Genomic DNA, 18839 nt, shown 5'->3' with positions numbered 1-18839 from the left:
ATTGATAGGTTGCTAGTATTGTACCACTTTTTCTAATAAAATGACAATTATCTTTATTCTGAATGCGTTTTCACATTTTGTAACCTCTGTCCGAAAGAAGTCTCCCACTTCGAAACGAAGGGAAAGTGGGAGATGAATTTCGGTTCAATCTCAAAAAGGAAGGCCTGAAACAGTTAGGTATGGCCTAACTGGATCTCGAACCGTGGGGCACACGGGGATCGCTCGGTCAACTTCCTGCCGTTAGACGGGATGACCCGAGAAACTCCCACCTCGAAGCGTTAGCGTAGGTGGTGGGAGTATGTCACACAATATTTCCTAAATCTAAGGAACGTTGTCACATCAGCTTCTCATCTCATGCAGCCCCATGTCGGCAGAGGCGGGCTTGATTTCATCAGACTCCTGCGGCAGAGCGGCGTAAAAATGGGTGGCTCCCCTTGACATTCCCGGCGTTTAGGGGCATAATTTCTTACAAACTATAAAATGGTTGAGCGGATGCTTGACAATCAACCAACGGGAACGGCACGGGACTAGTAAACCGAGGGAACGCGCCAGAGAGTGGAACCCATAGGCTGGAAGGTTCCTCGCGGGAAGCCGGTTGAACCTGCCCTAGACGGCCGCTTATGCAAACATAAGCCGCATGCCTGCGTTACAGGCTAGAGGTGGGCGCTTTGTGCGCCAAAAAAGGTGGTACCGCGGAACGCTTTTCCGTCCTTTTGCAAAAGGAGGAAAAGCGTTTTTTATTGGCCGCCTTCCCAGCTGGCGGCAAAGAACAATGGCATCGACAGCGGCAAAACACGCAAAGGAGGGAATCCCATGAAACGGCAGCGCGTCGTTGTCAAAATCGGGAGCAGTTCGCTCACGGATCCAAAAGGCGGCCTTTGCCATGACAAGCTGCTCGACCATGTCAAAGCGATCGCCTATATGAAACAGCTCGGCCATGACGTCATTCTCATCACGTCCGGTGCGGTTGCGGCCGGGTTCGGGCCGTTAGGCTACCCGGCGCGGCCGACGACGATCGCCGGTAAACAGGCGGCTGCCGCCGTCGGACAAAGCTTGTTGATGCAGGCGTACAGCGCGGCGTTCGCCCAATTCGGCTTCACCGCCGCCCAATTGTTGTTGACGCGCAGCGATTTTTACAGCCGCGAGCGGTTTCGCAACTTGTTTGCGACGATCACGACATTGCTTGAACACGGCGCCGTGCCGATCATTAACGAAAACGACTCCGTTTCCGTCGAAGAGTTGACATTTGGCGACAATGATATGCTATCAGCGCTTGTCGCCGGCTTTCTGCACGCCGATGCGCTCGTTTTACTCACCGACATTAACGGGCTGTACGACGCCAATCCGAAAACGAACCCGCAGGCGAAAAAGTACGCCTTTTTGCCGGAGATTACAAGCGAGATGCTCGCCTCAGCCGGCGGCAGCGGCTCAGCGGTCGGCACCGGCGGCATGCGCTCAAAGCTGTTCGCCGCGCAAAAGGCGCTCTCATTTGGGGTCAGCGTCTTCATCGGCACGGGAAGCGGCCAAGAAAAACTGGCTGATATTTTAGCCGGAAAAGGCGACGGTACGTATATCGGCGTTCCGTTTCCGAAACAAATGCAAATGCGCAAGCAATGGATCGCCTATCATGCACCCGTTTCCGGCACGATCACGGTTGACAGCGGTGCCGAGGAAGCGCTGCTTGCCCGTGGGAAAAGCTTGCTTCCGGCCGGCGTCACGGCCGTTTCCGGCGACTTCCATGCGATGGATGTCGTCGACGTCGTCAACGAAAAAGGCATTACCATCGGCCGCGGCCAAGTGTATTACGCCGCCGCCGATTTGAAAAAAGTGAAAGGGCGGCCGAGCGAAGAGGCGCGGCAATACTCTTACCTTCACCGCCCGGAAGTCATCCACCGCGACAATTGGGTCACTTTGCGAAAGGAGCGTGTACAAAGATGAACGAACTGCTTGAAAAAGCCGAACGGTTGAAAACGGCGTCACAAACGTTGGCCATGCTGTCTACCGAAGAAAAAAATGCGGCGTTGGAACAGATCGCCAAAGCCATCGACCGCGAACGCACCGTCATTTTGGCGGAGAACGAAAAAGATATGGCCGCCGGCCGCGCGCAAGGGCTGTCGCCGGCTTTGCTTGACCGGCTGCAGCTCACGAATGAACGGATCGATCAAATCATCGGCGGCGTCCGCCAAGTCACCTCATTGCCTGACCCGGTCGGGGAAGTCATCGAGGAGTGGACGCGGCCGAACGGGCTTCGCATTCAAACGGTGCGCGTGCCGCTTGGGGTGATCGGCATGGTGTATGAGGCGCGCCCGAACGTGACGGTCGATGCCGCCAGCCTTTGCCTAAAAACGGGCAACGCCGTCCTGCTCCGCGGCAGCTCATCAGCGCTTCATTCCAACAAAGCGCTTGTTGCCGTCATGAAAGAGGCGCTTCGCACAACGGCCATCCCGGAAACAGCCATTGAGCTGCTCGAAGACACGAGCCGGGAAACGGCCCAGCGCATGTTCCGCCTCAACGAGTATCTTGATGTCCTCATTCCGCGCGGCGGAGCGGGGCTGATCCGCTCGGTCGTCGAAAACGCCACCGTGCCAGTGCTCGAGACCGGTGTCGGCAACTGCCATATTTTCATCGACGAATCAGCCGAGCGGCCGATGGCGGTCGATATCGTCTTAAACGCCAAACTGCAGCGTCCGTCCGTCTGCAACGCCGTCGAAACGGTGCTCATTCATGAACGGTGGCCACATGCTAGCGAACTGCTTGATGCGCTTCACGCTCGCGGCGTCGAGCTGCGCGGCGACCACCGCCTTGCCGCTATGTATCCGTTTGTCCACGAAGCGACGGAAGAAGACTGGCATACGGAATATTTGGCGCCGATTTTAGCCGTGAAACTCGTTGCCGATGTCGATGAAGCGATTCAGCATATCCGCCGCTACGGGACGAAACATTCGGAAGCGATCATCACCGAAAACGAGGCGCACGTCCGCCGCTTTTTCCAAGCGGTCGACGCGGCGGTCTTGTACCATAACGCGTCCACCCGCTTCACGGATGGCGAACAGTTCGGCTACGGGGCAGAAATCGGCATCAGCACGCAAAAGCTGCACGCCCGCGGGCCGATGGGGCTTGTGGCCATCACGACAACGAAATCGCTCGTGTACGGGACAGGGCAAATTCGAACCGTGTAACCAAGGGCGGGAAGCGGGAACCCCTGCACTCCCGTCCTTTCGATGCACACAACGATCAGGAAAGAAGGGATGCCACGATGCCGTTCATTGATTTTCGCAGCGATACCGTGACCAAACCGACGCCAGAGATGCGCCGGGCGATGTCAGAAGCCGAAGTTGGTGACGACGTATACGGCGAAGATCCGACCGTCAACCGTTTAGAAGCGTTGGCGGCCAAAATGCTTGGAAAAGAAGACGCCTTGTTCGTCACAAGCGGCACGCAAGGAAACCAAGTCGCCATCTTGACGCATTGCCGCCCGGGGGATGAGGTGATATTGGAAGCCGAATCGCACATTTTCTTGTATGAGGCGGGAGCAGCAGCGGCGCTCGCCGGTGTCCAAACGCGGCCGATCCGCGGAACAAACGGTGCGATGGACCCGGATGACATCAAAAAAGCGATCCGCAGCGACGACATCCACCATCCGTGGTCCGGGCTCGTTTGCTTGGAAAATACCCATAACAAAGCCGGGGGAAAAGTCATTTCCGTGGAAACGATGAAAGCGATCTACCATGTCGCCAACGAACGCAGCGTTCCCGTCCACCTTGACGGAGCGCGGCTGTTTAACGCCGCCGTCGCCGCCGGAGTGCCGGTAACGGATTTCACGCAATATGCCGATACGGTGCAAATCTGCCTCTCAAAAGGACTGTCCGCACCGGTCGGATCGGTGCTGGCCGGCAGCCGCGCATTCATTAAGGAGGCTCGCAAATGGCGGAAGCGGCTCGGCGGCGGTCTGCGCCAAGCCGGCGTCTTGGCTGCGCCGGGCATCATCGCCCTTGAAACAATGGTCGACCGCCTTGCCGAAGACCACGCAAACGCCCGCCTGCTCGCGAACGGGCTGGCGGCCATTCCCGGCTTGTCCGTCGATGTCGATGGAGTCGAAACGAACATCGGCCTTTGCCATATTCACGACACCGGGCTTTCCAACGAAGCGTTTATCGCCCTTTTGAAAGCGGCCGGCATTTTGGCCAGCCCATTTGATGACGGCGTCATTCGCTTCGTCACCCACCGGGAAATCACCACCGATCTAGTGCAAACCGCACTCGAACGAATCAAGCAGCAATTGTCCTAACAGATTCAGTGAATAGGTATGAGTTTTCATCCTTCCCGATTTGGAAACACCTTTTGAACACTATATTTCTTTTTTCTGAAAGGCAATAGATTTTGTAAAATATCGTTTTCCTTTACAGTCCCTTCTAACCAGAAAACGACCTGGACCGCCTAATGGCTTTCGGGTCGTTTTCGTTGTTCTCCATCCCTGCTTTCTGTCAACGTTCGCTTCGCGGTGCCGCAAACACCCAGCAACGGCTGCCGATGAAATTCACCGCCATGCCCATGACCGTGGCCACACCTTTCGCGAGCCAAAGCGGGCCGAGCCGTTCGGCCGCCAACAAGACGACAAGCGACCCCCCGAGCGACAGCCCGTTGACCGCAAGAAACCGAAGCAATTCCCCGATATTCGCCCTTTGCTTCATTTGAAACGTCCAGCGCCGGTTCCAAACGTAGCTGTTCGCCACCCCGGCGCCGTAAGAACCGACTTGCGCCACGGCCGCAGGAACGCCTGCGGCGGTGAGCAGAAAAAAGACAGCGAAGTCGACCGCCGTATTGCCCACCCCGACGACGGCAAACCGCCATATGGCTTGTTTTTCTTTACGGAATGTAGGAAGACTTTCGTTCATGTCTCGTTCCGACTCCCCATGTTTCATTGACAATATATAGAGGCCGCTCTTTCACTTCATCGTAAATGCGGCCGATGTATTCACCGGTAATCCCAAGCATCGTCATCGTCGCTCCGTTGCAAAACAGCATGACCATCAACAGCGATGCCCATCCGGCCACGATCGAATGGGTGAACCACTTCAAGTACAACACCGCCATCATGCCGATTGCACTTGCCGCCGACAAAGCAAACCCAAGCCAGCTCGCCAATTTGAGCGGCTTATGCGAAAATGATGAAAGGCCATCGAGTGAAAAGCGAATCATCTTTTTGAGCGGGTATTTCGTCTTGCCAACCAGCCGCGGCTCTCGCTCGTATTCCACCTCTATGTGCCGAAAACCGACCCAGCTGACAAGCCCGCGGACAAAACGATTTCGCTCCCGCATATAGCGTAACTGATTACACACTTTCCGGTCAATGAGACGGAAATCGCCGGTATCAGCGGGAATGTCGATCTCGGTCGACGCCCGCAGCAAGCGGTAGAACACATACGCTGTCCATCGCTTGAACAACGTCTCCCCCTTCCGCTTGACGCGCCGGGCATAGACAACATCATACCCTTCTTTCCAACGCGCAATCATGTCCAAAATCAGTTCAGGAGGATCTTGCAAGTCGGCGTCAATGATGATGACAGCCTGACCAGAGGCGTAATCCATTCCTGCTGTAATCGCGATTTGATGGCCGAAATTGCGGGAGAAGTCAATGTACTTCACCGTCTCATCTTTCTCATATTGAACCCGATACCGACGACCGCAAAACTGCCAACCAGCCACGTCCATCGTTGCGTCATCACCGCCTTCATCAGCATCCAAGTCGCTAAGAGCAATGTGAACACCAATACGGCATCAATATTGTTCGTCCGCGCCACAGCGACGAACACCGGGAGCAAGAAAAGATGAAACTTGCCCACCGCGCCGCTGTCTGTCCGGCCCACGGTTTGGTGAAAAAATGAAACGAGCGGACTAGATTTTCATTTTCCCGATGCCGGCCATGTGCTATGATCAGAGTAAAGGAGGTGAAACTCATGGAAGGAGAAACGATCGTGCAGCAAATTCTAAAGGCGCTTGACCTGCATTCCGGTCAACTCCGTCAACAAATGAAGGAAATGGAAGATCGATTGCGCGCCGAGATTCAGGATACAGAAAATCGGCTGTATGCCAAAATTCGAGAGACGGAAGACCGGTTGCACCAAAAACTTTTGGATTTGGAAAAGCGCACGGATGCTCGATTTGAGCGCTTGGAAACGAAAATGAACTATTGGCGCCTTGAATGGTCGGAAACGCAGGAAACGGTTGACTTCCTCGCCCGCAAAACCCTCCAACATGAACGAAAACTCCGTTCCCGGGCTGGACAAAACGAAATCTCCTGAAAACGAAAAAGAAACAAGCCAACCGGCCGCCAGCATGTTTTTTGCTTGACGGCCGGTTGGGCTTTTGTCTCGTGCTTGCCGGCTTCTTTTTTGGACAGACAACCGCCTTGACCGATCATCGTTGTGTCGAACAGCAGCCAATGTTGCGGGGCGTTCTTCTTATTCGTTTCCTTGCTGCTTGGCGATGTCCGCGCCGGAAAACGCCGCTTTCATCGCTTCATACGACGGCTTCAGCCGCTCGTGGTAGCGCGGCGTCTCCCATGTCGGCCACGTGTACGTGTAAAACCGCTGAACCGGCAGCACATTCCCTTCCATCGCCGGGAACGAAAATGAGCGCTCCCCGTTGGCGACGTACACGCCGAGGCGGATGCCGGGGATGATCTCTCGGCTTTTTAGACCTTCTTTTGACCAGATATCGCCCATCACCTCGCGCCGGCTTGGATCGGTGACATTCAACAGCGCCCACGGCAGGCGAATTTCATACATATCACCGCGGCGGCTCACGCTGAGATCGGCAAGCGAGTCATAGGCCGCATCGGCCGGGTTGGCGGTGCCGAAGCGAAGCACCCCGGTTTCATACGAGTCAAACGGCACGGCCTTGCCATCTGCTTCTTCGAGCTTTTTATTCAGCGTCAACCGGATCGGGTGGTATACTCCGTTATCTTTGCGATGGGCGTACGGCGCCGCCGGCATCATGTGCAGCTGATAGCCGTAATGATAAGAAAACGTGTCATAGTAGCTGTCGACAAGCAGCCGGGCGCGCTGTTTTCCATGGATGACTAAAGCAAAGTCAATCCCCGACGTACGCATGCCGGAAAGGCCCGGGAGGCGCGATTGCCCTTGGCCTGGAATCGTATCAAACGCAATGTACGTCGTTGTTTCATCGGTGATGCGCGCACCGTCAAGCCGCACGTACAAATCCCCTTCATCGCTCGTGACATACAGCGCCCGCTCCCCGTCCGACCATACGGGATCGATTCCATTGAACGCCCAATCATCTTTCCGCCCATCGACTTGGATCGTCGCCGCTGCGCTTGGCCCCGGGTCGAAGCGAAGAAGACCGAAATGTTGTTCGTTCGTTTGTGCGTTCAGCCAAAATGGACGGCGGTCTGGATTGTCATACTCCATCGTATTCCACGTTCGTTTAAACCACTCATCTTGCCACGAAAACAACAGCCCGCCGGCCATTCGCTCATGAACGATATCTTCAAACAACTTCCGGTCGATCATCCCTTGTTCATGTTCCGACAGAAACCCTTGGTGTTTGCCGTGCACGTTTCGGTGCGCCATGCCGCGCGACGAAGGAACACCGAACTCGGCGACGAGAATCGGCATCCGGTGAGCGGCCTTCATCTCATGCAAGTAGCCGGCATAGCTGTTATGCTCGCCGCGCGAGTCAATATAGCGGATATATGTTTCTTCTCTGTTCAAAAAATCCGGATAATACGGATAAATATGATACGAAGCGAACCATCCGGCGCGCAGCTTGTCGGTGGCGTACATGACATTCGGATTGACGGAAACAAGATCTTCTTTGACAAACGGCTCGGCCGGATGACGAAGGAAATCGGTCGTCACCCAGTTGGTGAAACTCACGGGCCGCTGCCACCCATACGTTTCCGTCTCATAGCCGACCGCTTCGTCGACCGCACGCGCGAGCCACGCTTCAAACGGGCTTGCTCCCTTCGTATACACATATGTCCCGCGGTAATCCCCTGATCCGCGATGGGCTTTGTTCGTGGCGGCAACAACGTCCGGATCCCATTCGACGCCGAAAATCCACCCGAGGACATAAGGGGAAAGGTCATATCGGTACACTCCCCCGGCGTGGCCCGGCCGCTTTGGAATGTTGGCGTTGCCGTGGATGATGTCGATCGTGCGGCGAATCTCGGCACGAAACGCCCCGTCCACCGCGGGGGACCAAACATCTTTGATCCGAAGCATCATCGCTTCATCGATCCAAACGCCGTGAAACAAATAGAGCGGCTGCTTGGCGGTTTGATTGTATTCATAGAGCGCTTCGTAAAACGCCGGCGGATGGATCGTATAGACGCGGACGGCGTTCGCCCCCATCGCCCCGATATACTGAAGCCAGCGGAAGTATTCTTCCTTCGTGATGTTCGCCTCGCCCGGAAACGCGCCGGGTTTGCTGATGCCGAGGTTGACGCCTTTGATGAGCAATGGCTCCCACCGCCCGCGGCGGTATACTTGCAGATCGTCGCGCCCGACCGTCCCCGCCAAGCGGATGCCGTCCTGCTCCGCCGTTTCCGCAGCGGCAGGCTGCTTCTTCTCCTCCTGATACGTTTTGATTTCTTGCAAAATGGCTTTCATCATCGGCACATACACTTTCCAATAAAACGCCGTCTCATCATCCGGGCGGCTGCTCGCCGTCCACTTGCGCCATCGATCGAATCCAACCGTTTGGTAAATCGACGGCACACTGCCTTGATCAGCGTAATCGCCGCAAAAGTAGTACGACTGGTACGTGCGCGTCTCATAGCGGACAACGGCCGGAAACGAAACCGGAACCCCGATGGCGCGCAGTTTCTCGCTCCCGCGTTTGGAAAGCGACAACGTATAGGTCGCCAACACATCGTCCGGATCAAGCGGCTGGACGATGTCAAACCAGTACGAATAAGGAACGCGCTCGTGTTGGCCCCACCGCGCTTTCCCCGCTTTCGTATACGAAAACACGACGCCATCGCCGCCAAGATCGCGCCGGTCCAAAACGATCAACCGATCCCGTTCATCCACGAGCACAATTCCCGGACCGCGAAACGCAAACGGCGTCCCATATTGTTGTTCGTAGTTCTCCCTGACCCACGCCGGCACTTCCCGGCTGGATAAATCGGGAAAATAACGCCCGATCCCCCCCCGTCCAATGCAAGCCGAACAGCGATTCAAACGACGCGCGCACCTCCTGCGCTGTCGGGTGGGCCATCGAGTTGAATTCGGCGATCAACGTGTTTCCCCCTTCCCGGGCGAACCGCCAAAGCGCCTTCACCGTCTCGCCGTCCAGCCCGCCGTGCACTTTCGCCGACCGCGCCCCGTCCGTCCGCTGGCGAACAAATTCTTCTTCATAGACACCGTACGTGTCAGCGACATACACGGCATCATAGCGATCCATCGTGTTCGGAAGCGGACGCACTTCGTATGCCCCGCCGCCCTTTGGCACAAATCCGACATAATCGCGCGCCGCATCATACGTCTCACCGTTCCGGTGCACGTACTTTTGCGCCCGGAGCAGCCAAACAAGCCCTTGGTGCTCGCGGTACGACCGATCCGGCACCGTGTCATCGACAATGAGCAGCTCAAGCTCCGTTTCCGGCTTCAACCACCAAAGCCAATACGGCGCCGACAGAAGCAGCACCGCCAAGACAATATACACATAAAGCCAGCGTAACACCTTTTTCTCCATCTTCCCACTCTCCCTCACACCCGGTATCTTCCTTATAACAAAAGGAGCGCTTGTCCAGCAAGAACAAACAGGCATTTCTGCCCAAAAAGAAAAGAGACGTCGGGCCGTTCGTCCTCCCCCACTCGCTGAACATGCTCCAATGTCCGATCCCCGACACGAAACAGGCCTCTCTGATGGCTTCCGAAAACATGAGTCCGTCCATCACTCACATCCACACCCTTGCCGATCAAGGATGCGAGACTGAACGCAAGGTGAGGACAAGCGGATCCGGCTCCCCAGCGCCGAACCGCTTTGACCGCGCCCGCAAAACTCGCTATTGGAAAAACCGCGATGACGGTGTTGCATTCCCTCACTCCATCACCGGCTTTCGATGCGGCCATCCAACCGGGGCACGAAGTCGGCCTGCATCATTACCGTCAGATTACCGCTCCGCCACCGGCTCTCGCCGCGGCCATCCAACACGAAAAGGCAAGCTCCCGACAAGAGCCTGCCTTTTCATCATGAAAGTCTACCGATTCGGTTCGTATACATCCCACGTCCATTTGATCGACTCGACAATTTGCTCGGCCGCCTGTTCGGCCTCAAGCTCATTCAACACCACGCGGGAATGATGGAGGGCGTAAGCCGACTGCCGCTGGAAAAACAGCTGCTCCACCTCTTCCAACGTTTTGTTTTTCAGCACCGGGCGGCTGTCGACAATGAGCGGCAGCCGCTCTTCCTTCCAATGCTCCCACGACAAGTCAAGGAAAAAGACGATGCCGTGGGCCAAACAGGCGCGCCGCACGTCTTCCTGCAAATACGCTCCGCCGCCGAGCGAAAGGATTTTCAACCTTGTATTTGTGCATAAATCGACGATGAGTTCCCGTTCCACCTTTCGAAAATACGCTTCTCCTTTTTGCGCGAAAAGCTCCGGAATCGACATCCCTTGCCGCCGCTCGATTTCCGCGTCGACATCGATAAAATCGCGGTACAGCTTTTTCGCCACCAGCTGCCCGATCGTTGTTTTCCCCGCTCCCATAAAGCCGATTAAAATGATGTTCCGCTCGCGGAGCGGGATGGTGGTTTGCCTGCTCATGATGCATCCCCCTTTCGTGCCGAACCCGCTATATTTCCGTGTATAGCAGGAGGAAAAGTCATGGTCAAATAATCGTTTTCCAATCGCAGTTGCTTTTCAACAAAAACCGGTCAACGGCTGTACGTTTGCAAAATAGAAAGCACCGTCCGCACGTCATCGATCGGAATTTGCCCCGGAGCGGAGCTTTGGTTTCCGACAGCAAACGTCACCGCCGAACCAAACAGCCATCCAGCCAACCGAGTAATGGCGCCCAACCCCCCCATCGCCATCGTAATGAGCGGAATGGCAAGCTCGCGCCGCGCTTCTTCCGTCGCTTGCAACAAAACAAGCACATCTTCCGGCGATTTAGGCATAACCGCTACCTTGGCGATGTCGGCACCGTACCGCTCGGCTTGGCGCATGTCAGCCAAGAGCGTTTCCTTCCGCGGAGTGCCGTCAAAGTAATGGCGCGACACGACGAGCCAGACGCTGCATTCTTCCGTCATGCGGCGCACGTCGGCGATGCGTTCCCCATAAGCTAGCTCATAATCTACTAAATCGATTGCCCCGCTTCGACAGATTGCTTCGATCAACCGCCGCACTTCCGCTTCATTGAGCGGAATCGGCTGCCCCCCTTCCCGCTCGGAACGGATCGTAAACAAAATTGGAATCTCTCCCGCTATGTTCCGCAACCCGTTGGCCGTCGCCAATACGCGCTCTTGGTCATCAATCGCCCGAAAAAAATCAGCCCGCCATTCAAGCAAATCCGGTTGCTTCCGGCACACTTCCTCCGCCTCGCGCAACACTTTCCGGTCGTCTTCCCCAACAACGGGAGCGCAAATGCACGGCTCAGTACCGCCGATCCATATATTTCTGACCTTGATGGCCTTCGGTGAAATATTCATCGATGGTTCCCCCAATCATGGTTTGTCGAACAGAAAGCGGCGGCTAGCCGCAAAAAAAAACTACCAAGTGGGCAGAACAGCATGGCCCATCTGGATCTCGCGATGACTCTGCTACGCTTATACAAACGGAAAGCAAATTGTTCTTTATTATAATCCGATTGCCCCCTCTCTTCCCGCCATGCTTCAATCGTCTCCTTTTCCGCTCTTCGCAAGAAAAACGACCGGCCACGTTGAACGCCTAGAAGACTGGTGACTTAATGAAAAAACAGCTCAAAACCAGCTCTTCTCAAGTTGAGCAGCTCTGTAAAATCATCTCTTCTTTCCTGATGAACTCCATCGATTTGGTCAAGACCATCGTTTTTCACCGGCCTTCTAGCTCTTTAGTAGAAAGATTAGCAAAAAAATCATTGTTCAGCAATCTTGTACGCTGAACCATCCACATTTTTCTGCATTCGCTTGGTTTTCGCACCTCGGTGAGCATGGGAAAATCAAACGTTGAAGATTTTACGCCTCACACGCCTTTTTTCACCCTTGATCCGAAGAACAACGTACAAAAGTACATTTGTTGGAAATATTCAACGATTTAGGTTAGACTGAATGGCATTCATCTCTCACTTATTTTGGGCTACCCCCGTACAAAATGGAAGCGAGGGTCGTCTGTCGGAAAATAAAGAGCGAACATATGACTACCACCAATGTCCAAACGTTTTTTCTTTCTAAATCATATGCCAGCTTCTCCCTCAAGACGGATTTTCCCTCTTTTAGACGCAGCCATCCGCAATGCCCTTAAAACATGAAAAAACCCGGAAAGACGGCAAAAACCAGTTCTCTGCTGGGTTTTCGACATAACGATTCCCTTCTCGCTTATTCATTGTCACTTACGTCCTCTCAACGAGACCCAACTTGATCAAGAGCACCTTTGTTTTACTATTGATCTTCTAAGGCAACAAAAGGCTGTTTTGCCCCCTTGCATCCCTCGAAAATAAATGTGGTTATGTCAACTTGTACAGTTGACTGAAATCATCATCGTCCAAAAGCTTGATATATAAGTTGCAATTTTGTTTTACATGGCATTGTTCGCTCTTCTTGCCACCGTGCCAGCTTGTTAGGTGATAAAGTAAAGACGGACATGGAGGTCGGAATTTCTTTATTACAACCTATATAGATCAATTATTTCTTTCTTTCGATAATCGAAGAAAAAATCCTCATGCACACCTCTCCCGTTTTTGCAGCCGGGGTGTACAAAATGGGGAAAAGGGCGCTTCTGCTCACCGTTGCCGAAGCACCCGCTCAAGCCCCGCCGCCACGCCGTCTTCTTCATGGGAGAGGGTGACGAAATCACAATTCGCTTTCAATTCGGGGGCGGCGTTGGCCATGGCGACGCGGCAGCCCGCCACCTCAAACATCGACAAATCGTTATGGCTGTCGCCAAAGGCGACCGTGTCGCGCACATCGATGCCGTAATGGGCGGCCAGCTGTTTGAGCGCCTCGCCTTTTGTCGCCCGTTCATTGTTCATCTCAATATTGTGCGGGTGCGACGAGGTGACCGTGACGCCACGGAGCGCGGCGAATCGCGACGCTGCATCACGCAGCCGCTCGCGGTCGAGGGCGAAAATCAGCAGCTTATACATCACCGTCTGCGGGTCGTCCCACACCGTGCGGATGTCATCGACATACATCACCCGCGCCTGCTGGAACTGCTTGTTCACGAGCCACTTCACCTCTGGCGCCGCATCGGCCATCCCGGAAGCGAGCGCCTCCCATTGGGCGCGGTTGTGCAGGCCGACATAGACCGCATCGCCCGTGTACGTCTCGCAATACAAATCGGACTGTTCGCGCACCCACTCAAGCGTCGGACGGACGATTGTCCGCTCGAGCGGCGCCTCGCTGATGACCGTGCCGTCTTCGAGCGAAACGACCGCGCCGTTTAAGCTGGCAATCGGGCAGATAATGCCCGCCTCGCGAAGCGGGGCGAGCGCGTCTTTGCGCGCCCTCCCTGTCACGACGGCGACGATGTGGCCCTGCGCCTGCGCTGCGGTGATGGCCGCCCGGTTTCGTTCACTGATTTTTCCTTCCCCGTTTAATAGCGTTCCGTCCATATCGAGTGCAATCAACATCTCTCATCCCTCTTTCTTTCGTCATGCCAAAAGCGGCTGGAAAAACGGTGTTCCGACAGAAGCAGGGGCTAGTGGAAAGTTGGAAATGTCCGCCCTCTTCTCTCCGCACGTCAGCGCCTGACTCCATCTGCTCTTGTTCTGCAACGCTTCCTTTTTATTCTGATAGCTGTCGGGTTCTTCGATCACAAACGGTGCGAACCATTGGCGCACTTCATCAGAACGAGGGGGATTTGTGCTCATCTTAACGCCCAGCTCACAAAAGTGGTGCTTGCCCTCCATTATAACAAACGAATGGAAAAATGGTGAAATGTTCTTCCTTCTCATAGTATAATAGATGAGAAAAATTCTCAACGAAAGCGAAGGGATCGATATGTGGATCGTGTATGCTTTGTTGGCGGCGGTGTTTGCGGCGCTGACATCGGTGCTGGCAAAAATCGGCATTGAAAACGTCAATTCGAACTTGGCGACCGCCATTCGCACCGCGGTTGTGCTTGTCCTTGCCTGGGCCATCGTGTGGATGACCGGCGCCCATCACGGTATGAAAGCCATTTCTGCGAAAAGCTGGTGGTTTTTATGTTTGTCCGGGGCGGCGACCGGATTGTCATGGCTTTGTTTTTACAAAGCGATCCAAATCGGTGATGTGTCCCGCGTCTCGGCCATTGACAAATCGAGCTTGGTGCTGACGATTTTGTTTGCGGCGATGTTTCTCGGTGAACCGCTCTCCGCGAAGGTCGTGATCGGGGTGCTGCTCATCACCGCGGGGACGTTGGTTATGATGTTGTAGCCAGCTGCCATCCTGGGCGGCTGGCCTGCTTCTGACCGTTTCCCGCCATTCGGCAATACGCTGATCCGTGAATGAATCCATAGCGCCAGCTGAACATTAGCGCCCAGCTAGCTCAACGGTCGCCAACAACCATGCCGATCATGGGTCCGCTTTTGTGTCACCGGCAATCCAAAAGCAAGAGCAGTTCTTCTGTTTATCCGATTGTATCTAGCACCACGAGTTTGCATAACATCCCCCTAATCAAATTGACGGAACAAGCAAAAAGATGATATCATGAACTGAATGAACCAAAAACCCGTTTTCGCCTTCCCACCTATGAGATACAGAAAACGGCACTTTGGGGATGAATTTGAATCAACGTTCTTCGTTGCGATAGATGGTGAGTGGAAAGGAAGGCTGCACCGCTGCTGATCGGACGGAGAGTAACTGGAAGGAGATATGGAATGAACGATTTTCACCCGTTCGGCTGGTATGCGGCGAAAATTTCCCCGCATTTGCCGAAAAAAGCGTTTCAACCCGTGAAGTCCCGCTTGTTTGGAGGTTTGGCTTATGTAGGGCTCGTCATCGCCGGCATCCTCGCTGTATCACTTTTTCATCTTCACCCGGTATGGAACCTCCTCATCTCTGTTGTGCTTGGTTTCAGTTTTGCCGCGTTAGGATTTTTAGGACATGAAATTTTGCACGGCACCGTCGTCCGTACACCTTGGCTGCGCGATCTTCTCGGCGCAATCGCGTTTTGGCCGCTTTGCACCGGTCCGAAGTTGTGGAGAAAATGGCATAACGCCAGCCACCATGTGCATACCCAGCATGAAGAAAAAGACCCGGACGCGTGGCCAAGCATGGAGAAATTAGCGAAAAGCCGCCTGCTCTCTTGGGTATACCGCATCCCGTTTCCGATTCGCGCGTTTTTCTCGTTTAGTTCCTTGTCGGTGATGTTTACCCTTCATTCGGTGCGGATGCTGTTTTACTTTTTCCACGACTTTCGCTGGAAAAACCGCGCGGTTGTCCTATTTCAATTTTTCTTGCCTTGGGCGACATGGCTCGGGCTGTTATGGCTTGTCGGCTGGGAAAAATGGCTGTTCGCCTTTTTGCTTCCGCTGCTTGTCGCCAACACGATCGTCATGAGCTATATCGCAACCAACCATCGTCTCAATCCGTTAGTGCCGGTCAACGATCCGTTGGCGAATAGTTTGTCGGTCACCGTGCCAAAGTGGGTGGATATCCTCCACTTCCACTTTTCGCACCATACTGAACATCATCTCTTTCCTGCGATGAGCTCGAAGTACTACCCGCTCGTGAAAACATACATCAAACAAATGTGGCCCGACCGCTACCACGAAATGCCGATGGGAAAAGCGTTGGCCGCCCTTTGGAAAACGCCGCGCGTCTACTACGAGCACAACGAGCTCATCGAGCCGAAGCAAGGCCATGTGTACGGCACGCTCGGCAATGGGCTCAACCCCGACCGGATTGTGCATCGCGAGCTGGAAACGGAAAAACAGCCGCGCGCAGCCAAAAAACGGGCAAAAACAAAAAAAGCAGCGGGGCAAGAGAATTTGTAGAAAGGATGGGCTTTGCGGCCGTCCGCCTCCTATGTGGATCAAATAGCGGCGAAGAGGGGAAAAGAGCGCTTTTCTTTCGGCAAACCTGCGTTTCCGTTTATATGTGCACAACCAAAAGGTGCCCCGTCTGTGGGTAACGGGTTCCGTTTTCGGGTGCAAAATAAAAAATTGACATGTAAAATGACGTGCCAAATGACAACCATTCTGGTACGTCATTTTTTATTGTTATAACAGCATTTATTTCAATTTTTATTAAAAATGACACTGTTTTTGGAAGGAAATGTTTAAGGAATGTAGAAGATGGAAATAATTTATGAAGAGAGGTTGACCTTTGCCAATTGATATGTCAATTTCATTGCCATTTTCAATGTCATTTGAAGGAGGGCATTTTTAATGCAATATATCAAACCGAAAGAAAAACTAGACGTTAAACCCAATTGGTCCGTATCTGAACAAACGAAAAATATCGTAAAATATTATGCACAATACACAGGTTACACCGAAGATGAAGTCGTTGATATGTTCTTAAAAAATCTTCGGGATGACCCTGGATTTATAGAATGGCTAAAAAATAAACGGCGTAATAAACGAGCTATCTCCCAAATTTTTTCGGATACCGATGAGGAGGAAGAAATGATTGGCTAAACTGAAACGATTAGCAACAATGAATGACCAAATTGTAACCATCGACCTACCCATTACAGATATGGAAATAAATTCGCGACAGAAAGACTATTCCCTGCTAAGTCGTATCGATTTTGCTAAAAAATATCGGGATGTTCTTTTTAGACCTGTGAAAGTCAATTACAACGGTCAGACATTTGAAATCCAAATGAACACTTGTACCAATCCATTTTGTAAATGGTTCGGTTTGCCTCAAGAAAGATTTGAAAATGCCAGATATAAACCAAGCAGATACAAAATGAGCGGTAGCGGCAAACATGCCAGTCAACGTTTTGTGTGTAACTCAGACCCTATCCGACCACATATTGGGGTAACATGGAATTGTACAACAGAACCTTATTCCAATTGGTCTGTTGCAGAAGAAATCAAACGATTAGCGACCAACGATAAAGTAAAAGATTGGGAACCTGATTACCAATTTCATCGTGATGGTTGTTTAAAAAGTAGTGTCACCCCATTTACTCATCCGAGTGAATTTTATCGAAGAGGAAAAAGCAGCGGAAAATCGCAAAAATGGCAATGTAAAACGTGTAGAAAAATCGCGAATGTTCTTCCCAATCGTGAAGAAACATTTCGGTATCATCAAAAAAGGAATGACATCTTGCCGATATTTGCAAAACAAATCATCAATCGAATTCCTGTTAAACGTACATGTGAAATCCTTCAAATCGGTTCTCAAACGTATTACCAAAAACTTGAGTGGCTGTATAGAAGATGTTTGGAATTTTTGGAACGACATGAAACACAAGCTTTTGAAAAGAAGTCATTTCAGTATATGTGGTTAAATACCGATAAAATGATTTATTTTTTAAACAATGTCCGTAAAAAGGGTGAAGCAAACGGGAGATACAACAACTTAGAGGATAAACATTTTCCTACCCATATCGTTGTAACGAGTGAAGTATTTTCGAGATATGTCTTTAGGTCGGATGTGGCATATGATTGGAATATTTCACTTGAAGATGTTGAAAAAGATACATGGTTATATAAAGAAGACTGCTTATATGAATATGCTCGAAAGAACGCGAGATTGCGTTTTTCTTACGCACCATCGCCGCCATCACCAAACGACACACCGTTAGACATTCAATATCGAAATGAATTTGAAAGAAGAAAAAATACATTGATGGATGTCATGTAAATTCGACATACACAACAATGGCACATTTATGGTTAATCAAACAAATGGTAAATGCAAGCGAATGGAGGTTTATTACCGATGAAGATTATTCGATTATGACTTCCCTTTTTCGTGTATTTTCAAAAGAAATTCGTTTGGGAGACGCTCATCACTTTCTTTGTAAAATCGACCGTTCCAAAAGCATAACGGATGCATTTAACGAAGCACAGCAAGCAAGAATGGATTTAAGAGCTTGGGGAATTAGTAAAGGATATGTGGGAGAAAGTTTATCCAAACTTGCTTTTTTAAAATTAGAGGAGATATTTCAAACTCACCAATTTCATGAGACGGTCCATATCAATGGAAAATATCATCGGAAATGGGCGAAAAATCCGATTGAACATCCCCTGCCTTCTGTTGACCAAGGAAGTCGGATGGTTGATTGTACAACCGATTTATCTTCTTACGAACCAAAAGATATTGCAAATATGGTTCTCAACGTGAACGACCATTCTGTCAATGCGTTTATGCAACAAATTCGCCGTAGGATTTCGATATTAGAAAGACCTCTTGTAACAGCAAGAGGAGATGGGAAAAGTTATATTTATTCCAACTGTAATCCGAAATACGCTCAATATGCGTTAACGATTCTTCGCACATTTTATAATTTTTGTCTGCCTTATAAATCATTTGATGATAAGAAACTGACACCTGCACAAAGACTTGGAATGACCGACCGACAATTCACCATGAATGACATCATTTATTTTAAGTAAATCGCCCTATGGATATTAGGGTGATTTTTTAAAGGGAATTTGGTATTTAATGTTAAATATATATTAAATAGCTCTGTTGATATTATGGGTTCTGTTAATTTTTTTAATACGAAACTC

15 protein-coding genes and 1 pseudogene are annotated in these 18839 nt (G+C 52.0%); 9 read left to right on the top strand and 7 right to left on the bottom strand.

Annotated elements, in window-relative coordinates:
- Window positions 1–813: 813 nt before the first annotated feature.
- From proB to ltaE, 3 genes are all read left to right on the top strand, one after another.
- The gene (gene proB, locus B9L21_RS06465; RefSeq protein WP_063165686.1) at window positions 814–1938 is read left to right on the top strand and encodes a glutamate 5-kinase; all 1125 of its coding nucleotides are present in this window, start codon (window positions 814–816) and stop codon (window positions 1936–1938) included.
- Entirely contained in the window at window positions 1935–3179 is a 1245-nt protein-coding gene (locus tag B9L21_RS06460; protein ID WP_063165685.1) for a glutamate-5-semialdehyde dehydrogenase, read from the top strand. Before proB ends, B9L21_RS06460 begins: the two co-directional genes overlap by 4 nt.
- 77 nt (window positions 3180–3256) lie before the next feature.
- Entirely contained in the window at window positions 3257–4288 is a 1032-nt protein-coding gene (gene ltaE, locus B9L21_RS06455; protein WP_063165684.1) for a low-specificity L-threonine aldolase, read from the top strand.
- Window positions 4289–4484: 196 nt separating this feature from the next.
- On the opposite strand, the gene B9L21_RS06450 is transcribed toward ltaE, so the two are convergent.
- Genes B9L21_RS06450 through B9L21_RS06440 form a run of 3 tightly spaced genes read right to left on the bottom strand, consistent with a single transcriptional unit; the run spans window position 4485 to window position 5843 of the window.
- Entirely contained in the window at window positions 4485–4895 is a 411-nt protein-coding gene (locus B9L21_RS06450) for a GtrA family protein (RefSeq protein ID WP_063165683.1), read from the bottom strand.
- The gene (locus B9L21_RS06445) at window positions 4867–5712 is read right to left on the bottom strand and encodes a glycosyltransferase (RefSeq protein WP_063165682.1); all 846 of its coding nucleotides are present in this window, start codon (window positions 5710–5712) and stop codon (window positions 4867–4869) included. Before B9L21_RS06445 ends, B9L21_RS06450 begins: the two co-directional genes overlap by 29 nt.
- The gene (locus B9L21_RS06440; RefSeq protein WP_225995623.1) at window positions 5643–5843 is read right to left on the bottom strand and encodes a glycosyltransferase family 39 protein; all 201 of its coding nucleotides are present in this window, start codon (window positions 5841–5843) and stop codon (window positions 5643–5645) included. Before B9L21_RS06440 ends, B9L21_RS06445 begins: the two co-directional genes overlap by 70 nt.
- 114 nt (window positions 5844–5957) lie before the next feature.
- On the opposite strand from B9L21_RS06440, the gene B9L21_RS06435 reads away from it, so the two are divergent.
- Entirely contained in the window at window positions 5958–6302 is a 345-nt protein-coding gene (locus tag B9L21_RS06435) for a hypothetical protein (RefSeq protein WP_063165681.1), read from the top strand.
- A 159-nt stretch (window positions 6303–6461) separates the two neighbouring features.
- Here B9L21_RS06435 and B9L21_RS06430 read toward each other — a convergent pair.
- The 4 genes and pseudogenes from B9L21_RS06430 to B9L21_RS06405 all read right to left on the bottom strand — a co-directional run bounded on the left by B9L21_RS06430 (window position 6462) and on the right by B9L21_RS06405 (window position 13796).
- A pseudogene (locus B9L21_RS06430) lies at window positions 6462–9720 on the bottom strand (hypothetical protein).
- Between the two features lie 508 nt (window positions 9721–10228).
- Window positions 10229–10795: a shikimate kinase gene (locus B9L21_RS06420; protein WP_011231542.1), complete on the bottom strand. Its 567-nt coding sequence runs from the start codon at window positions 10793–10795 to the stop codon at window positions 10229–10231.
- Window positions 10796–10905: 110 nt separating this feature from the next.
- The gene (gene aroD / locus B9L21_RS06415) at window positions 10906–11679 is read right to left on the bottom strand and encodes a type I 3-dehydroquinate dehydratase (protein ID WP_011231543.1); all 774 of its coding nucleotides are present in this window, start codon (window positions 11677–11679) and stop codon (window positions 10906–10908) included.
- A 1268-nt stretch (window positions 11680–12947) separates the two neighbouring features.
- The gene (locus B9L21_RS06405; protein ID WP_011231545.1) at window positions 12948–13796 is read right to left on the bottom strand and encodes a Cof-type HAD-IIB family hydrolase; all 849 of its coding nucleotides are present in this window, start codon (window positions 13794–13796) and stop codon (window positions 12948–12950) included.
- Window positions 13797–14166: 370 nt separating this feature from the next.
- On the opposite strand from B9L21_RS06405, the gene B9L21_RS06395 reads away from it, so the two are divergent.
- From B9L21_RS06395 to B9L21_RS17900, 5 genes are all read left to right on the top strand, one after another.
- Window positions 14167–14580, top strand: coding sequence for an EamA family transporter (locus tag B9L21_RS06395; protein ID WP_063167329.1), 414 nt, complete (start codon window positions 14167–14169; stop codon window positions 14578–14580).
- Window positions 14581–15023: 443 nt separating this feature from the next.
- Window positions 15024–16142 carry a fatty acid desaturase family protein gene (locus B9L21_RS06390; RefSeq protein ID WP_063165680.1) on the top strand — a complete coding sequence of 373 codons (1119 nt, stop codon included), beginning with the start codon at window positions 15024–15026 and terminating at the stop codon, window positions 16140–16142.
- 393 nt (window positions 16143–16535) lie between these two features.
- Window positions 16536–16787 (top strand): hypothetical protein, encoded by a 252-nt coding sequence (locus B9L21_RS06385; protein WP_063165679.1) that lies wholly within the window; start codon window positions 16536–16538, stop codon window positions 16785–16787.
- A complete protein-coding gene (locus B9L21_RS17905) occupies window positions 16780–17967 on the top strand; it encodes a hypothetical protein (RefSeq protein WP_225995622.1) in 1188 nt (395 codons plus the stop codon). Before B9L21_RS06385 ends, B9L21_RS17905 begins: the two co-directional genes overlap by 8 nt.
- Window positions 17968–17984: 17 nt before the next feature.
- The gene (locus B9L21_RS17900) at window positions 17985–18722 is read left to right on the top strand and encodes a hypothetical protein (protein WP_225995621.1); all 738 of its coding nucleotides are present in this window, start codon (window positions 17985–17987) and stop codon (window positions 18720–18722) included.
- Window positions 18723–18839: the final 117 nt, after the last annotated feature.

This window comes from Geobacillus uzenensis (genome assembly GCF_002217665.1).
Lineage (GTDB): Bacteria > Bacillota > Bacilli > Bacillales > Anoxybacillaceae > Geobacillus > Geobacillus subterraneus.
This window is presented reverse-complemented; position numbering and strand designations above follow the sequence as displayed.